Genomic DNA, 17789 nt, shown 5'->3' with positions numbered 1-17789 from the left:
GGGACCGCGCTATGCGGCCTGTTTTTCCACCGCCTCTTCCATGGATTCCGGAGGAGGCTGAAGGGCCGAGACACACCGCGTCTCATACCGGTGAAGGTCCTTGATGAAAAAGTAACCGGCCCCCAGCATGATGAAGAGCAGAGGGAAGGAGGTGAGAACCGCAACCGCCTGCAGGGGCTTGAGGCCGCCGATGAACATCAGGCTGATGGCCGCCACGCCGTTGATCACGGACCAGAACATACGGTTCCAGCGGGCAGGCTCCTTGTCCATGGGCAGCTCCTTGGTGCTCACCGTGGCCAGAACGTAGGAGGCAGAGTCCAGGGTGGTGGCGCAGAAGATGAACATCAGCATAATGAACAGAGGCAGCATGAGCTGGCCCAGGGGAAGGGCCGCGATGAGAGAGGCAATGGTCTTGGCCGGGCCGCTGGCCGCCATCATGGCGGTCATGGACTCGGCGCCGTTGAGCTCGATGTACAGGGAGTAGCCGCCGAACACGCCGAAGAAGACGGCGCAGCCCAGGGGGCCCCAGACAAGAACCGCAACGGCCATTTCACGCAGGGTGCGGCCCTTGGAGATCTTGGCAAGGAAGACGCTCACAAAGGGAGACGCCCCGAGCCACCAGGCCCAGAAGAAAATGGTCCAGCCCTGGGGCCAGCCGCTCTGCCCGGCGGTGTCGGTCCACATGGACATGCGGATAACGTTGTCGAAAATCATGCCGAGGCTGTTGACAAAGGTGTTGAGGATCCAGCTGGTGGGGCCCACCAGGAGCACGGCCGTCATGAGGACAAAGGCCAGAACCAGGTTGAAGTTACTGAGCCGTTTGATGCCCTTCTCCAGGCCGAAGTAACAGCTGCAGCAGAACATGACGGTCCAGATGCCCACGACAAGGATGTCCAGGGTCAGGCTGGTCTCCACACCGGCGAATTTTGCGATGGTGGCCGACAGCATGGGGGTACCCAGGCCCAAAACCGTCACCACGTTGCCCAGGATGGCGAACATGATGAGAAGGTCCACAAACAGTTTGAACCCGGGGCTCTTCACGTGCCCTTCAAAGGCGGCGCCGATGCTGAGGCGCTTGGTTTTGCGCTGATAATACGAGTAGGCAATGGGCACCCCGAAGACCGCGGTCAGCGCCCAGGGAACAAAGCCCCAGTGGAAGATACCGTAGCAGGCCGCCCACTCCTTGGCCTCCTTGGATCCCACCTCCAGGCCGAAGGGAGGACCCTGCATGTAATAAATGGGCTCGATAAAAGACCAGTAGATGAGGCCGGTGCCGATGCCACAACAGAAGAGCATGGCCACCCAGCTGATGTTACCGAACTCGGGTTTGGCATCCTGGCCGCCCAGCCTCACATGGCGGTAGGGGCCGAAGATCAGCCAGAGGAAAAAAATCACCGCGGCCACGGCAAAGAGCATAAAGGTCCAGCCCAGGTTACCTGTGAAATATTTCCGGATGTTGGTCAGCACCACCAGCGCCTTGTCTTGAAACATGACGATGGGAATACAGGTGACCAGGGTCACCACCAGCGCTGAAAAAAACAGGACCGGTTCGATTTGTACGGGTTTGTCCGTCGAGTTACTCAATGTGTCACTCCTCCTTGATTGGTTGGACTTCTCTGGGACTCCGTGAAAAACCCCGCGGCTGAGCCCTGTGGCTACGGCATGATTCCGGGCTCGCCGCCTCGCCTGGGCGTCGCTCCCTTTGCCTGACCGCTGTGTTCTTCCCGAATGCCCTCCCTACTCCCCCGCAACGCCTTTCCCGGATATTTCATGAGAAAACGGCCGAGACAAAAAATTGAATGTCATTCAAGGTTTTCTGCTCGATTTTCTCACCCTTCGGGCGAGCCGAGTGCGCGCGTGCCGGACATCGCGCCTCCCCCTTCAGCTCTGTGCGGGCATACGTTCGGTGACGAGAAGATACCGTCAAAACGCGGCATCCTCGCCCCATATGGCCTTGGGTCAGTGGATGGATCCCCCCTGCGGACTGAAAACCGCCCCAGGCCTCCCCCCAAAAACAAAAATGCCTGTGCGGTACACCACCACACAGGCATTCAATTCGCTTCAGGGTTGTCAGCGCAGAAACCGTCATACGGTCACTGCACTCCGGGCTCGGTTCAAGAAGAGAGGACCGATACACCTGGGCCACACCGTCGGCCGGCTCAATGCAGAGCATGCAATGGGCCGGATGGGACTGTGGGCTGTGTGGTTGGTTGTGCATCATGGTCTCTTCCATATCGTTCCCGTTGGTAACGCGCCCCGACTTGGTGCGGCGGGCAAAGGGGACAGGGGCAGGCCATAAAACAGGAAAAACACCACCCCCGGACCCTTCTCCGGGCACCGTGCCCTGGCCGGGCCAGACAAGGTGCACCCTCCTTCATGCGGCGGAAGCCCTTTCAAGGCTTCTGTGGGGGACGGCGGGTTTCGGTTCCGTCCCCACCACCGCCGCGGGTACTCACCTCCCGGCCATGCACGGCGACTCTTTTTTGGGTACGCGATTCATTGCGTCTGCATCAGGAAATTGCATGGAGCGTGCCACCGAAGGCTTCAAGGGTAGTCATTGGAAGGGCAATAAAGTTAGAAAAGCTTGCCAGCATTGGCTTTCACTCATCTAGAAAATTTCAGTGGACGCCCCCCGTCCTCCCTCACGGCCTCCGGACCTGCCATGTGCCCTGCCAGAGGCGCCTGACAATTCTTCAAATCTTTCGAAAGAATGCAAAACCAGGTTCACCCGATAAACGCATGCCCGGAAAATGCACACATCCCGGCATCCGGACACAGGTGGGGTTTCCGGCGTGAAGGCATGACAGCATAGGTTCCGGTTGGCATCTGAAGGAAAGGCAATGAAGACATGGAAGGCATGAAGTAGGAAGAAGGCGGGTGCCAATTCAAGGCAATAAAAAACTCCCCCTTTGCAGAGCAAAAAAGGGGGAGTGGTTTCTTCTGGCCGCCCTTGTGCGGGAAAGGGCGCCGGCAGTCCGGGCCGCCTAATCGTCGGGCAGGATTTTCTTGCGCTGGTAACGAAAGGTGTGGTGATTGAGGTTTAGCAGGCGAGCGGCCTTGGACTCGTTGCCCTTGGCCATCTTCAGGGCCTCTTTGAAATAAAAGGTCTCCATGGCGGTCCTCACCTCCTGGATATCGATGCCCGTGGGGGGCAGGGGCGCAAAGCCGGTGGGACCGGATTCCATGATCTCTCCCCGCCGGACGTCCTCAAGGCCCAGGTCCTCCACGGTGAGTTTCTCTCCCCTTGCGGTGAGCACACCCCGCTCCATCATGTTCTTAAGCTCCCGGACGTTGCCGCTCCAGCTGTAGATAAGGAGCCTGTCTTCGGCCTCCTCGGTCATGCCGGTGATGGTTTTTCCGAACTTCTCGGCAAAGGTGTGCATGAAATTCCGGGCGAGGATCAGGGTGTCTTCCCGCCGCTCGTTCAGGGAGGGAACGTTGATCTTGATGACCCCCAGGCGGAAAAAGAGGTCCTTGCGGAAGGTCTCCTCGGTGATCATCTTGTCCAGATCCCGGTTTGTGGCCGAGACGATGCGGGTCTTCACCTTGCGCTTCACCGTACTCCCCACCTTGTAAAACTCGCCCTCTTCGAGGAACCGAAGGAGCTTGGCCTGGGTGTCGAGGCCCATGTCCCCCACCTCATCCAGAAAAAGGGTCCCGCCTTCGGCGGCCTCGATGAGCCCGGTCTTGCCCGTGGTGCTGGCCCCGCTGAAGGCGCCCTTTTCATACCCGAAGAGCTCGCTTTCGATGAGTTCCTTGTGAATGGCCGCGCAGTTCACCGTCACAAAAGGCCCCTTGAAGTTGGGGCTCCGGTAGTGGATGGTGCTGGCAATGAGCTCCTTGCCCGTGCCGGTTTCCCCCAGGATCAACACCGGTGTGTCCGGGCTCTTGGCCACCATGGTGATGAACTCCATGATGTCGTGGATGGCGTTGCTCTCTCCGATGAAGCAGGGCATGTTCTCGGTGAGCTGCCGCTCCTGCAGGGCCCTCACCTCTTTTCGCAGGCGAATGGTCTCCAGGGCGTTTTCAATGGTGTTCTCAAGTCCCTCCATGTGGATGGGCTTGATGATGTAGTCGTAGGCCCCTTTTTTCATGCAGGTGATCACGGAGTTGATGTCCTCGTAGGCCGTGATCATGATCACCAGCACATCCGGATGGATCTCCTTGATCCGGCCCAGGGCCTCGACCCCGTCCATGCCGGGGAGCCCGATATCCAGGAGAATCAGGTCCGGGGCCTCGGCCGTCACCCCCTCAATGGCCGACTCCGCGTCGGCAAACCCCGTGAGGGTATACCGGTCGGAGAGGGCCAGGGTGATTCCCTCCCGGATTGTCTCCTCATCATCTACGATAAATACTTTGTAATCGATCGTCATCATACTCTGCATTGTCCCCATCCCGGGCATTTAATGATCCGGGCTATATAGTGATATCGGTGCACCCACCGCTACAGTCCATGCCGTACATTCCCGGCTCCGCCGCGGTCGCCCTCCAGGGGAAGGGCCACCACAAACCGGGCCCCGCCGCCTTCGCCCTCTTCCACCCGGATGCTGCCGCCGTGATCTGTGACGATGCGGTGGCAGAGGCTCAGGCCGATGCCGGTGCTGTTGTTCTTGGTGGTAAAAAACGGTTCGAACACCCGGTCCCGAACCTCACGGGGCACCCCGGGCCCGGAGTCCTCCACCTGAAGAATGATCTCACCGCCCTCCAGGTAAGTGGAGACGCGGATACGCTTCTCCCAGGGCCACGCCTTCAGGGCGCTGGCCGCATTGGTGATGAGGTTGAGCACCACCTCCTCAATAAGCTGGGGCTCGGCGTAACACCTGGGCAGGGCCTCGTCCAGCCGCTGCTCCACATGGATGTTGCTCTTGGTGAGCATCATCATGGACAGGGCCAGGGCTTCCCGCACCGGCTTGTTGATCCGGGTCAGCACGATCTTGGGTTCACACGGCTTGGAAAAGTTCATGACCCGCCGGATCACCGATTCAATCTTTCCCGAAGCCGAGCGCACCTGACGGAACACCGGCTCCAGCTCTGCAATGGATCGACCGGCGGCCACCCTCTTTTCCAGGGTGCTCATGTAGATATTAATGCCCGACAGGGGGTTCCGGATCTCATGGGCGATGCCCGCGGCCACGTGGCCCAGGGAGGCCATCTTGTCCTGAACCACCAAAAGGTGTTCGAGCTCCTTGGCCCGGGTGATGTCCATGGTGTTGATGAGCATGGCCGACTCCCCCTGGAACTCGATGGGGTTGGCCCGGCAAGTCACCCAGGTCTGACGCCCTTCCCCCATGTCTCCGGCGGTGGGGGTAAGCCGGAACTCCGCCTCGTGGAGGCCCGGTTCCCCGTTCATGACAGCCTCGGAAAAACGGTTCACGGCCTCCAGGTCATCGGGATGGATCGCCTCGTCCCTGCGGGTCCCGAAGGGAGCCAGCGCCCCCATGATCCGCTCCTGCTCGGGGTTGTTGTACACCACCTCCCCGGCCTGGACGATGGTGATGCCCGTCAGGGCGCTCTCCACCAGGTCGCGGAACCTTTTTTCGCTCTGCTTCAGGGCCTCCTCGGATCGCCGCCTCTGCACCATGCGCCACATCCCCGCCATGAGCAGGGTCACCTGGCGCTGGTCCGCGTCGTCATACGGAACGGGCTTGTTGCCCACCCCGGCCACGACCACCACCTCTCCGCGCTTCAACACCGGAATGTTCATGTACCTAAAAATGGGGCCGACACCGGTGGGTACACCCTTCATGGCCGGATTGCTGGCCGGGTAATCGTTGGTGGTCACCGGCACCCGCCTGGCCAGGGCCTCGCCCCAGAACCCTCGAAACTCTTCGGGAAAGCCTTCCGGGGTGCAGGTGGCGGTCCACCCCTTGCCTGCGGCGGAATACGGAGAGTCATGGACAAACAGCCAGCCGGTGCTGTCGGCAAAGGCCAGGTACCCGAACCGACTCCGGGTCAGCTTCACCGCCTCTTTCACGGCAAAGGCCATGATCTCATCCATGGAGGCGTCGGTCATCTGGTTGAGGCGAAGCAGGGCCTCCAGCCTTTTTTCATTGACGCGCAGCTCTTCGGTCCGCTGGGCCACCTGCATCTTCAGGGTGCGGTTGATGGCAATAACGGCGGCCATCACCACCGCCACCACGATGAGCATGGAGCTGATCACCGTCCAGAAGGTGGGGTTCCGGTAAAAAGGGATCTGTTCCAGCCGGACCCACTTGTTGTAGATGTCGGCCCGCTCCTCCTCGGTGATGAGGGCCAGCCCTTTTTCCATGATGCTCCGGAAAAGGGGCCAGTCGTTGCGGGTGGCCGTGCCCAGCTCCACCTTGAAGTCGATGGTGCCGGCCAGCCTCAGGTTGGTGATCTGCTGGTCCTCGATGACGAACAGGGCGTTGGGCACCTCCATGATCATGGCATCGAGCTCCCCGAAGGAGACCATGCGCATCCCTTCGCGGCCGCTGGCGACGGGAACCAGGTTGAGGTCCGGGTAGGTGCCCTTGATATAGTGGTACACGGCGTATCCGGCGGGCACGCCGATGGTCATGTTCTGCATCCGGCCCAGGGTCAGCACGCCCGGCACGCTCTTTTTGACGATGATGGTGTTGGAGAGGGTAAAAAGGGTCGGGGACCAGTCCAGAAACTCCCCCCGTTCGCGGGTATGATGGGCGGCGCTGATGATGTCCACCTCCCGGTGGCGCGCCAGGGTCAGGACATTCTCCCAGGAGTCGATGCGGATCACCTTGAAGCGAAATCCCAGGCGCTCCTCCACAAGGTGCATGTAATCGGCAACGAGCCCACGATAGCGCCCGTTTTCATCAAAAAACTCAAGGGGTTCCCAGTTAGGGGAAGGGGCCAGGCGGATCTTGCCGTCATGGGCTGTGAGCCATTCACGCTCCTCAGGGGTCAACGGATCCACGGCCACAGGGGTGGCTGCCGACGCCGCGGCCGAAAAAGCGAAAAGCAGCAAAAGAGCTGCCAAAAGGAACTTCACGTCAGGCCGTCGCACCATGCCCCCCTCTTTTTTGTGTTCATTCGAACCATCCCGACCCACGCCCTGCGATGAGCCGAGTCCATAGAAAGGGATGTTTCCACTGATCTTTCCCTGTTGTCAGGGGTATCACAAACCCGCCGGAAAAACCAACCCCCCACCGCGCCGCCACCCGTTCCCACGGGGTGGCACCACGATAAAGCCGCTGCAGCGCGGCGTCCGTCCCGCCATACCACGGGAAAAAAACGCGGCGGAACCAGGGCCGCGCGCAGCCGGCTTATCAAAGGGGCGCTTCGCATGCGCCCCGAAATCATTACGCCTTGATCCTGCCTGCACGCACGCCTTTAAGGTAGTTCATGCAGAATTTGTCCCCGCCTTTCAGGGCGACGCCCGTGGTCAAGGTGGCCATCAGTTCACTGTCCAGGGGGTCCATGATGGCCGAATCAAGGCCCCGGGCCATCATCATGGCGAGAAAGCTGCGGTTGACCATCCGCCTCTGGGGAAGGCCGAAAGAGATATTGGAGAGCCCGCCGGTGGTATGGACCCCGGGGAGTTCCGTCATGATGCGTTCCACCGCCTCCATGGCCATGGTCCCGTTGCCTGTTGCCACGCTCAGGGGCTGGATCAACGGGTCAATGAAGATGTCGTCCCGCTCCACCCCGATGGAAGCAAGGGACTCCACCAGGCGCCTGGCCCGGTCAAAGACCTCATCCACGGAAGTGGGCATGCCGGAATCGTCCATGCAGAGGGCCACCACCCGGCACGCTTTTCCTTTGAAAAAAGCCATCATGGGCTCGAACCGGTCCGTCTCCAGGCTGATGGAGTTGATCATGGGCTTTTGCGTTGCAAGACCGTAAGCCATCTCCAGGATCGCGGGGTCCGGGCTGTCCAGGCACAGGGGAAGGGAGGTCGCCTCCTGAACCACCCCGAGGAGCCAGCGCATGTCCTCTTCTTCACACCCGATGCGGGCCCCGGCATTGACATCAATGTACGTGGCCCCGGCGGCCGCCTGCTTTTTTACATCCTCTGCGATGTAGTCGGCATCCCGTTCGGCCACAGCCGCCTTCACGCTTTTCAGGGTGGTGTTGATCCGCTCTCCGATGACAGTAAACATAGGCTCGTCGCTCCCATTGTGCCGAGGCACCCCGCAGAGGGGCACAGGGCTCTCTTTCTTCGGTTACCGGTTGAATTCCAAGGGCGTCGGCATCGGTGTCAAACAGGCGATACCGGTCCCCGATATCGAGGCATGTCAACCGGCCGTGGAAACCTGACGGAGACTGGGGGGCTGCATGGGGGCGCTTCAGGCAGTGGTTGGACGTTCAGGGGACGTGCCTGAAAGCGCCTGCGGCAAATAATAATGGCGGTGGCTCATGCGCCGTATCCGGACAGGGTAGAAGCCGTCTCTTCCGGGGGGAATGGGGCTGCATCCGTTATCTGCCGGGGCCGCCGCCTTGGCTCATTCACCGTCGCCCATGCGTGCCCTCACCCTCCGGTGGAACCGGCCGGTGATTCACCCCTCGTATTGCACAAGCCGTACCAAGGGAGGCCCCAAACACAAAGTCCCCGCGCAGCAACCCATGGGTGCCCGCCGGCCTGCCACCGGGCGGGCCCGGGGCCTGGAAAAATTGCGAAGAATTGGCAAAATCCCCACATTCCCTGAAGCTGGAAGCTGTGTCTCCCGCCCTATTTAACTATATATAGTCTTAAACCCGCACTCCGTCTTCCTACACCTAAATAATATACGCCTGTTTCTTTAGCGAACGCTCCGAAAGCCGACCATTTTCTTCTTTCAATAACATACAATTTCAGATATATAGAAATATACCACACCATTAGACACTATCCCGCATTACTTACCTTGAGCACCGCATACTGCACCTGCGAAATACCTTTTTTTGCTTTTTCACCGAGCACCCCGACAAGATGGACGATGTCGGCGCAAAACAACGGAAGGAGACACCATGGGTGTTCCCATCCGTCACCACAACGCCCATGGTGCCATGCACCAAAGGAGAGCCAGTCATGTTGCCCAGGTGCCCTGGAAGGGACCAGACCCTGATGTCTGTCCCCGAGCTGTTTCCCTGTCCCCACTGCGGACAGGAGCTCGAAATCTGGAGGGATGAATCAAAAGGACGGTGCGCCGCCTGCACCAACCACGTGGCCAGGCAGGAAGCCCTGGCCTACGCTGTCAACATCTCGAGCCGCGACCGTCGCATCCCCGTGGGGGAAGAGGTCTCCATGGCCGTCTGCGAAGCAGCGGACCCGTCGGGGGAGCCCATCTATTACGAAAGGTTTGAAACCGTGGTGCCCCTCTCCGCCATCGAGCACCACAGCAGGTACAAAACGGCCTGCGAAGCCTGCCGCCAATACGGCACCAACCTCGCCTGCCCCCCGTTCAGCCCGACGTTTATCCACTACACGCAAGGCAAAAAAAGCGCCCGGGTCATCTGCCTTCGCCTGCCCCTGGAATACTTCTCCGGGGAACTCCTGCAGGACCGTTACCGCCTCTGTTTCAAACAGGTCCGCGGCTTTCTGGTGGATGAGCTCTACGCCTCACGGGAAGAGGGCTACACCATTGCCGGTGCCGGCCCCTGCATGGCATGCGATCGCTGCGTCGCTGAAGAGGGGGTCACCATATGCGCCAAGCCCGATCAACGAATCTTCAGCCTTGAATCCCTGGGGGTGAATCTCATGGACCTGGCCCGGCGATGCTTCGGCATCGATCTGGAGTGGAGCAACGAAAGCCACACCGCCCACTTCGTCTGCGCCATGGGTGCGGTTTTCTTCCATGGAGACGCCGCATAACCCTGCCCTTTCACCCAATCAGGGCCAACGCATTCAGATTTTGCCTCCGGCGGCCCTGCCGGGGGCCAACTATTTGAAACGTTAAACAAACAGGCTCCATTTTTTTGGACGCGTCGCAACCGGCCACAGCCCCTCCCGTTTTTTCGTTTTTACCGGAACTTTTTTTCAAAAAGCGACCCGCCGGAGGCAATGGAACTTTGAATGCGTTGGCCCTGAATATCCCCCCCTTTCACCTTCCCCGGACATCCTCAAAATGGTAGCATTGTCTTTCGCATTGATGTATATCGCAGTACGTCATTGGCAAATCCAATAATTCCCATAGAGCAGACACCTGCCGATAAACCGCCCTTTTCGAAAGGACAGCCCATCATGCTCACACGCCTCCTTTTCTGCCTGGCCCTTCTCCTGCCCCTCTCGTCGGCCCACGCCGAGCCCTGGCAACAGACCCTTTCCGACGCCCGGGGGCAGACCGTTTACTTCAACGCCTGGGGCGGCAGCCAGGAGATCAACACCTATATCCGATGGGCCGGTGCCGAGGTGAAAAAGCGCTACGGCATTCGCCTTGTCCATGTGAAGGTCACAGATATCTCCGACGTTGTGGGCCGCATCCTGGCTGAAAAAGTCGCAGGCAAAACCCGGGACGGTTCCGTTGACATGATCTGGATCAACGGCGAGAACTTCAAGGCCATGAAGGAGGCCGGGCTCCTCCACGGCCCCTTTGTCAAGGAGCTGCCCAACGACACCCTGCTGGACCGGGAAAGGCTCCAGGTGGACAGGGATTTCACCGTTCCGGTGGATGGACTGGAGGCACCCTGGGGCGTGGGGCAGCTCAACCTCATCTTCGATCCGCAGCGCACCCCGGAGCCCCCCACAAACGCAGCGGCCCTGCTGGCCTACGCCAAGAGCCATCCGGGACGCGTGGCCTACCCCATGCCCCCGGAGTTTCACGGTTCCTCTTTTCTCAAACAGGTGCTCCTGGACCTGACCGACGACCCGGCCCCCCTGTACAGCCCCGCCTCCGAAGCCGACGTGGACCGAATCACATCGCCCCTGTGGCGATGGCTCGACGCCCTGCACCCCGTTGCCTGGCGCAGGGCAGGTGCCTTTCCCACGGGCAGCTCCCATATGGTGCAGCTCCTGGACGACGGAGAGATCGACCTGGCCATCAGCTTCAACCCCCAGGACGCCCGTACCAAAGCCGGGCAGGGCCTCCTCCCCGCCGGGGCCCGGTCCCTGGTCTTTGACATCGGCGCCCTCACCAACAGCCACTTTCTGGCCATCCCTTACAACAGCGATGCCAGGGCCGCATCCAAGGTGGTCATCAACTTTCTCCTGTCCCCCGAAGCCCAGGCCAGAAAAGCGGACACCGACATCTGGGGAGACCCCACGGTCCTTGCCATGGACAGGTTGACAGCCGAAGAGCGAGCCCTCTTCAAAACCGCCCCCACGCTTTGCAAAAGCGTAGCCGAGCCCCACCCCTCCTGGATGACGGCCCTTGAGAAGGAGTGGAAAAGACGGTACGGGCAGTGATGCCCAAAGGGACGTCGATGATGCTGCGTGTTTTCCCAACCCTTGTTGCCCTCTTCTGCCTGGCCCCCCTGGCCTGCGGTGTGGCCGGCGTGGTGCTTCCCGCCCTGGGCGCGGCACCAGCCACAGGACAGCTGCGCCCGGGCACAGGGGCTTTTCGCCTGCTCCTGGCCGAACCGGGTCTGGGGGCAAGCATGGGCCTCACCGTGCTGACAGGCGTCGGCGCCCCGATCCTCTCCCTGATCCTTTCCCTTCTTGTGGTCACCTTCACCCGGGGCACCGGCTGGTGGGCGTGGATCCGGCGGGTGCTGCCCCCTGTGCTGGCCCTGCCCCATGTGGCCTTTGCCGTGGGCTTTGCCTTCCTCATATCCCCCAGCGGCTGGCTGGTGCGCCTGGTCTCTCCGGTGCTCACCGGCTGGCACCGTCCCCCGGACTGGCAGATCATCCAGGACCCCCTGGGCCTTAGCCTCACCCTGGCCCTGGCCTTCAAGGAGACCCCCTTTCTCATCCTCATGTGCATGGCGGCCCTCTCCCAGATCGACACGGACCGTCAGCTCCGGCTTGGGCGCAGCTTCGGCTACCCGCCCCACCGGGTCTGGCAAAAGCTCCTCATCCCCCAGCTATACCCCCTGATCCGCCTGCCCTTTTTCGCTGCCATGGCCTACAGCCTCTCGGTGGTGGACATGGCCCTGCTCCTGGGTCCCAACAGGCCCCCCACCCTGGCGGTCCAGGTATTTCACTGGTTTCAGGAGCCGGATCTGGCCCTCATGCCCCGGGCCGCGGCAGGGGCCCTGCTCCTCTTCGGCCTGACCCTGGGGCTCATGGGATGCTGGATGGCCATGGAGCGCCTCCTGGCTCCCCTGCTCAAAAAAAACCAGGTCAACGGGCGACGCGGTCGCCCAAGCCGTTTTTTGTCGAGGGTCGCCCGCCTCAGCATCCCGGCAGGGGCCCTGGTCACCCTGTCCGTTTTTGCCGGGCTTTGCCTCTGGAGCATCGCTCGAAGGTGGCGGTTCCCCGATGCCCTGCCCTCCCGCATGACCTTTTCGAACTGGATGGCGGAGCTGCCCTTTGCTTCGGAGCCCATGGGCGTGTCCTTTGCCATGGCCGCCGTGGTAAGCGCGTCGGCCGTTTTTCTCGTGGTGGGCTGCCTGGAGCATCAGGCACGCTCCCAGAGGCGACTGCCCCTGGTCCTCATCGCCCTGCCCATCCTGCTCCCCCAGCTCCCCATGGTCTTCGGGATCCAGGTGGCAGCCCTCAAGGCGGGCCTCTCCGGGTCCCTCGCCCTGGTGATGTGGGGGCACCTCCTCTTTGTCTTTCCCTACACCTGGCTCTGCCTCAACGGCACTTACCTTGCCTTTGACCAGCGCTACGTCACCGCAGGGCTCTCCATGGGCCGGTCGCCCCTGGCCTGCTTTTTCCAGATCAAGCTGCCCATGCTCCTTCGCCCCGTTCTCTTCTCCTGGGCCGTGGGCTTTTCCGTCTCCATCGCCCAGTTCCTCCCCACCCTGATGCTCGGGGGCGGCCGGGTCTCCACCATCACCACCGAGGCCGTGGCCATCGGCAGCGGAGTGGACAGGCGCCTTGCCGCGGTCTACGCCCTGATCCAGCTCGCCCTGCCCACCCTGGCCTATGCTGCGGCCCTTATCGTTCCACGACTCAAGCGAGGCACCCCATGACCCACACACTTGCCGTCTCCGGCCTCACCATCCATCACGGCACCGAGGCCCTCTGCCACACCTTGAGCTTCACCGTGGCCCCCCGGGAGGTGGTCACCCTCATGGGCCCGTCGGGCTGCGGAAAATCCACCATCCTCAGCTGGATCTCAGGGGCCCTGGCCCCGGCCTTCAAGGCCACGGGCGAGCTTTCCCTGGGCGGGCGGTCCCTCTCGGGCCTGCCCGTTGAAAAACGGGGCATTGCCATCCTTTTTCAGGACGACCTCCTCTTTCCCCACATGACCGTCCTGGAAAACCTCCTGTTCGCCCTGCCAGGGGGAAAACCAGGCCAAAGGAGGGCCAAGGCCCTGCAGGTCCTCACCGACCTGGGCCTTGCCGAACTGGCCCACAGACACCCGACGGCCCTCTCCGGCGGACAAAAAGCCCGCATCAGCCTCATGCGTGCCCTCATAAGCCGCCCCGACGCCCTGCTGCTGGACGAGCCCTTTTCCAAACTGGACAAGCCCTTGAGAAAAAGCTTCCGGGCCTTTGTCTTCGACCAGATCACCGCCATGGGAATCCCGGCCCTGCTTGTCACCCACGATGAAGACGACATCCCCGAAGGCGGCCGGCTCATTCGATTGGAAACGCAGGAAAAACGTTAAAAAGCGCCTCCGGCGGCCAGGTGGGGGAACCTGGAAACCCTAAGGCGAATGCATGGAGGCCGCTGTTATGCGAAAGCTCACAGGGCATTCGCGTGGTGTGTGACATGTGGCAACCGTTTTTGCAGGAGAGGCCCATTTTATTCTTCTGGAAACGTAACTATTCAGCTTGCCTTCGGCGGGTCGCTTTTTTGAAAAAAAGCGCCGTAAAAACCGATACACGGAGGCGAACATATCAAAATAATTTCGGCGGAGCCTTGGAATGATGGCGTGAGACCTGTTTGTCAAACTTTTTTAAAAGTTTGGCCCCCGGCAGGGCCGCCGGAGGCTGGCTTTTTGCTCCGGCGTTAACCATAGTAGGCAGTTGTTGAACAGATTTTGGCCATTGAAGGGTCGTGAAAACAAATAAGGAGAACATATGCTGGATAAATGGAGTGCGGGGTGGGTGAAACGCCCCCTGGAGGGATTGGCCGCCCCGTTAAAGGCCCGGGGGGTGCATGCGGATAAGGTGACGATGGCAGGATTCGGCGTGGGGATGCTGGCGGTGCCGGCCCTTGCCATGGGGTGGTACGGTGCGGCCCTTGTGTTTATTGTTGCCAACCGCATCGCAGACGGCATCGACGGTATCCTGGCCCGGGACGCAGGCCCTTCGGATGCGGGAGGGTTCCTGGACATTGTCCTGGATTTTATCTTCTACTCCGCCGTGGTGGTGGGGTTTGCCCTGGCCGATCCCGGCCGCAACGCCCTGGCAGCGTCCGTGCTCATTTTCAGCTTTGTGGGGACCGGCTCCAGCTTTCTGGCCTATGCGGCCATGGCCCACAAGCAGGGACGTGACCCCAGCGGAAAAGCCCTCCACTACCTGGAAGGGCTCACCGAAGGGACCGAGACCATCGCCTTTTACGTGGCCGCCTGCCTGTTTCCGGCGGCCTTTCCCGTTCTTGCCCTTGCCTTTGCGGCGGCCTGCGGCATCACCACGGTGACCCGTGTTTCAAGGGCCTATCAAGACCTCTCATGACCCGGAAGCTCCGGCGCAGCAGGCGATATCCAGCACCTCCCTCACCTTGCTGGTGAGCCCTTCGATGGTGAAGGGCTTCTGGATAAAATGGATCCCATCTTCCAGCACGCCGTGGTGGGCGATGACGTCGTCTGAGTACCCGGACATGTAAAGAACGCGGATCCCGCTGTAGAGCTGGGATACCCGGGTGTAGAGTTCCCGGCCGTTCATGCCCGGCATCACCACATCGGTGAGGAGCAGATCGACTGCCCCTTCGTGGTTCTTCAGCACGGCCAGGGCCTCCTCACCGCCTGCGGCGTCAAAGACGCGATAGCCCAGGCGGGTCAGAACACTCACCGTCATGTTCCGCACCACCTCGTTGTCCTCGGCCACCAGCACCGTCTCATGGCCCGAGGCTACGGTCTTCTCCTCCGTCACCTCGGGTATCTCGGCCACGGGCTCCTCCTCCCGGAGGAAATAGAGGGAGAACACCGCGCCTTCCCCCTGGCGGGTATCCATGCGCACCGCCCCTCCGTGCTGGGTAATGATTCCGTACACCGTGGAGAGCCCCAGCCCGGTCCCCCCCTTGCCCTTGGTGGAGAAAAAGGGTTCAAAGGCATGCTCGGCCGTGGTGGGGTCCATGCCGTGCCCCGTGTCCCGAACTTCCACCAGCACATACTCCCCCGGGGAGAGATCCAGGTGAAGCCGAGGGGCATCGGCCTCCTGAACGGCCATGCGTACGGTAATGGAGAGTTCCCCGCCGTCGGGCATGGCATCCTGGGCATTGACGGCCAGGTTCATGAGGATCTGCTCCACCTGGCCCATGTCGGCACGCACCGGACACGAGGTCTCCGCAAGGGAAACGGTGAGGGCAATATCCTCCCGGAGGGTCTGCCGCAACAGGGGCTGCATCCCGGAGACAATGGACCTGAGGTCCAGGGGGTCCAGCCGGAGCACCTGCTTTCGGCTGAAGGCCAGAAGTTGCCGCACCAGGTTGCGGGAACGCTCGGCAGCGTTTTTGATCTCCAGGGAATAGCCGTAACACTCCTCCCCTTCGGGAAGCTCGTCCAACAGGAGTTCCGCATACCCCAGGATGGGGGAAAGCATGTTGTTAAAGTCATGGGCGACGCCTGCTGCCAGCCGACCCACGGATTCGATCTTCTGCACCTGCTGAAGCTGGGACTGCAGCTTTCTCTGCTCGGTCTGGTCGATGAAATAGGCCATGTAGGTGCCTTCCCCCAGGGCCACGGCCTCGATGATGCCGTGGATAATCGCTCCGTTTTTATGGTGCAGCGGGGTCTCGGACCGGACATGTTCCTCCCGTTTCAGGCGCTCGAAGTTGGGCGCTCGCTTGCCGGTGGCGTCGGCACCGACGATGTCGCTTACCTTCAGGGTCGCCAGCTCGCTTCGGGAGTAGCCCACCATCCTGCAGGCGGCCTCGTTGGCCTCCACAAAGCCCCCCTCCTCGCCGAAAATAAAAATCCCCACCGGCGAGTTGTCGATATACGCCCGATACCGCCTCTCGCTGGCCCTCAAGGCCTCTTCAGCACGGCGCCGCTCCGTGATGTCCCGGCCGATGGACTGAAATTCTCGAAGCTCCCCGTCATCGGAAAAAATGGCGCGATCCGTCCACTCCTGCCACCCCCTTCGGCCGGTGGGGTTGATCACCTCATGTTCGTAGGTGTCCATGGGATTTTCAGGGGTCAGCTCATGGAAATGATCCCGCACGGCGTCCCGCACCGCCGGAGGAAGAAAAGCAAAAAAGTTCTGCCCCAAAAGCTCTTCCCGGGCCATGCCGAACATGCGGCAGTAACTCTCGTTGACGTCCGTCAACCGGCCGTCGGGCAGAAACCGGCACACCATGGCCGGCATGTCCTCCACCAGGATCCGGTAGCGCCGGTTGCTCCAGCGGAGGCCCTCGATGGCATGTTTCTGCTGGGTGATGTCCGTGACAAACCCCTCCAGGGCCACCACCACCCCGCCGATGCGCACCACACTGCCCCTCTCCCAGACCCACTTTTCGGTGCCGTCCCTGGTCAGGAGTCGGTACTCCATCTCAAAGGAATCGCTGCCCGAAATACCTTCGTCCACGGTCTTCTTGACCATGGCCCGGTCCTCGGGGTGGACAAGGGTGTTGTAGGCCACCGCCCGGTTTCCCACCATCTCCTCCGGGTGGTAGCCGGTCAGTTCATATCCCCCCCGGCTCACGAGCACCATGGTCCACTCCCCATCGTATTTGCACCGGTAAGCCATGCCCGGCAGGTTCTTCAGCAGGGTGTCCATGACGCGCCGCGATTCCCCCAGGCCAGCCTCGGTCTCGGCCCGGTCCAGGTCCCGGTTCAACCCCTCAATGGCACGGGAGATCTCTCCTTCCACCTCCTGCACCAGGCATGCCTCCTCGTCTCCGGCGGCCTCCTGGGAAGGCAGGGTCACGCTCATCATCCCCAGGAGCTGACCTCCCCTGGCCAGACGAGTCACAATGCTCCCCTGCTGGCTGCACGCGCTGCCAAAAGAGCAGTTCGCACAGATTCCGCAGGCCTCTGCCTGGCAACATCCCCCTTCCGGCGTCAGAAGGTCCCTGCCGCACCGGGGAAGCCAGCCAGCCTCCAGTTTTCGGCCCAGGGCCTCCCCCTTATCCCCCATGCCGGACTGAGCCCAGGTGCGTTGCCTCCTGTCCGTGCCGAACAGGACAATCCAGACCGATTCGTACCCTCCCGTATCCACAAGGGACCGGCACACGTTTCCGATCAACACCTCGGGGCTCTTAATCCCCGACGTCACGGCAAGGGACCGCCGGACAGCCCGATGCACACTGTGGACATGCTCCAGACGTGCACAGGCCTGACGCAATGAATCAACGACACGGCGGTCTCCCCCATGGGCCGCAATGGCGTCCTCTATGGCAGTAATTTCCTGTGACACATGGGTGCTGGAACAGACAAAGGCATCGTGGATCCCCGCAGACTTGTGTTTGTTTTGCATGGGTAGCAATCCTCAAAGAGCGTGCCCGCACACGGATTGGAGGGGCGATGGACTTCAGCTGGCCACATCAGGCGGCGATACGAATCAAACAAAGGTGGGTAATGGAGGCCCGGCGATCTCTCCGCAAAAGGAAGGGGACATCTTTAAAGAGACAAAGGCGGATCACAGCCGGAAACCAATGAGTC

At 61.2% G+C, this 17789-nt stretch carries 10 protein-coding genes; 5 read left to right on the top strand and 5 right to left on the bottom strand.

Features of this window, described 5'->3' with window-relative positions:
• Positions 1-9: 9 nt before the first annotated feature.
• The 4 genes from ACOYW0_RS14235 to ACOYW0_RS14220 form a co-directional block, all read right to left on the bottom strand.
• Positions 10-1584: a BCCT family transporter gene (locus ACOYW0_RS14235; RefSeq protein WP_482414526.1), complete on the bottom strand. Its 1575-nt coding sequence runs from the start codon at positions 1582-1584 to the stop codon at positions 10-12.
• Positions 1585-2984: 1400 nt separating this feature from the next.
• Positions 2985-4376 (bottom strand): sigma-54-dependent transcriptional regulator, encoded by a 1392-nt coding sequence (locus ACOYW0_RS14230; RefSeq protein ID WP_482414525.1) that lies wholly within the window; start codon positions 4374-4376, stop codon positions 2985-2987.
• A 68-nt stretch (positions 4377-4444) separates the two neighbouring features.
• Positions 4445-7003 carry an ATP-binding protein gene (locus tag ACOYW0_RS14225; RefSeq protein ID WP_482414524.1) on the bottom strand — a complete coding sequence of 853 codons (2559 nt, stop codon included), beginning with the start codon at positions 7001-7003 and terminating at the stop codon, positions 4445-4447.
• A 292-nt stretch (positions 7004-7295) separates the two neighbouring features.
• Positions 7296-8096, bottom strand: a complete 801-nt coding sequence (locus ACOYW0_RS14220; RefSeq protein WP_482414523.1) for a dihydropteroate synthase — start codon at positions 8094-8096, stop codon at positions 7296-7298.
• Between the two features lie 908 nt (positions 8097-9004).
• Between ACOYW0_RS14220 and ACOYW0_RS14215 the strand changes: the two genes are divergently transcribed.
• The 5 genes from ACOYW0_RS14215 (at position 9005) to ACOYW0_RS14195 (ending at position 14643) form a co-directional block, all read left to right on the top strand.
• On the top strand, positions 9005-9787 hold the full coding sequence (locus ACOYW0_RS14215; protein ID WP_482414522.1) for a DUF2284 domain-containing protein: 783 nt from the start codon (positions 9005-9007) through the stop codon (positions 9785-9787).
• Positions 9788-10156: 369 nt separating this feature from the next.
• Positions 10157-11317 carry an ABC transporter substrate-binding protein gene (locus ACOYW0_RS14210; RefSeq protein ID WP_482414521.1) on the top strand — a complete coding sequence of 387 codons (1161 nt, stop codon included), beginning with the start codon at positions 10157-10159 and terminating at the stop codon, positions 11315-11317.
• On the top strand, positions 11293-12990 hold the full coding sequence (locus tag ACOYW0_RS14205; protein ID WP_482414520.1) for an ABC transporter permease: 1698 nt from the start codon (positions 11293-11295) through the stop codon (positions 12988-12990). The genes ACOYW0_RS14210 and ACOYW0_RS14205 overlap by 25 nt, the downstream gene beginning before the upstream one ends.
• Entirely contained in the window at positions 12987-13631 is a 645-nt protein-coding gene (locus tag ACOYW0_RS14200; protein ID WP_482414519.1) for an ATP-binding cassette domain-containing protein, read from the top strand. The genes ACOYW0_RS14205 and ACOYW0_RS14200 overlap by 4 nt, the downstream gene beginning before the upstream one ends.
• Before the next feature lie 415 nt (positions 13632-14046).
• Positions 14047-14643, top strand: a complete 597-nt coding sequence (locus ACOYW0_RS14195) for a CDP-alcohol phosphatidyltransferase family protein (protein ID WP_482414518.1) — start codon at positions 14047-14049, stop codon at positions 14641-14643.
• Here ACOYW0_RS14195 and ACOYW0_RS14190 read toward each other — a convergent pair.
• Positions 14638-17604, bottom strand: coding sequence for a hybrid sensor histidine kinase/response regulator (locus ACOYW0_RS14190; RefSeq protein WP_482414517.1), 2967 nt, complete (start codon positions 17602-17604; stop codon positions 14638-14640). The two genes, ACOYW0_RS14195 and ACOYW0_RS14190, sit on opposite strands and share 6 nt — an antisense overlap.
• Positions 17605-17789 lie beyond the last annotated feature (185 nt).

The organism is Desulfoluna sp. HI9BLuna (assembly GCF_056829775.1).
This window is presented reverse-complemented; position numbering and strand designations above follow the sequence as displayed.

Coding starts and splice junctions, on each gene's coding strand:
- ACOYW0_RS14220 (WP_482414523.1), bottom strand. CDS start 8,096: ATGTTTACTGTCATCGGAGAGCGGATCAACACCACCCTGAAAAGCGTG.
- ACOYW0_RS14215 (WP_482414522.1), top strand. CDS start 9,005: ATGTTGCCCAGGTGCCCTGGAAGGGACCAGACCCTGATGTCTGTCCCC.
- ACOYW0_RS14195 (WP_482414518.1), top strand. CDS start 14,047: ATGCTGGATAAATGGAGTGCGGGGTGGGTGAAACGCCCCCTGGAGGGA.
- ACOYW0_RS14190 (WP_482414517.1), bottom strand. CDS start 17,604: ATGCAAAACAAACACAAGTCTGCGGGGATCCACGATGCCTTTGTCTGT.
- ACOYW0_RS14230 (WP_482414525.1), bottom strand. CDS start 4,376: ATGATGACGATCGATTACAAAGTATTTATCGTAGATGATGAGGAGACA.
- ACOYW0_RS14200 (WP_482414519.1), top strand. CDS start 12,987: ATGACCCACACACTTGCCGTCTCCGGCCTCACCATCCATCACGGCACC.
- ACOYW0_RS14210 (WP_482414521.1), top strand. CDS start 10,157: ATGCTCACACGCCTCCTTTTCTGCCTGGCCCTTCTCCTGCCCCTCTCG.
- ACOYW0_RS14225 (WP_482414524.1), bottom strand. CDS start 7,003: ATGGTGCGACGGCCTGACGTGAAGTTCCTTTTGGCAGCTCTTTTGCTG.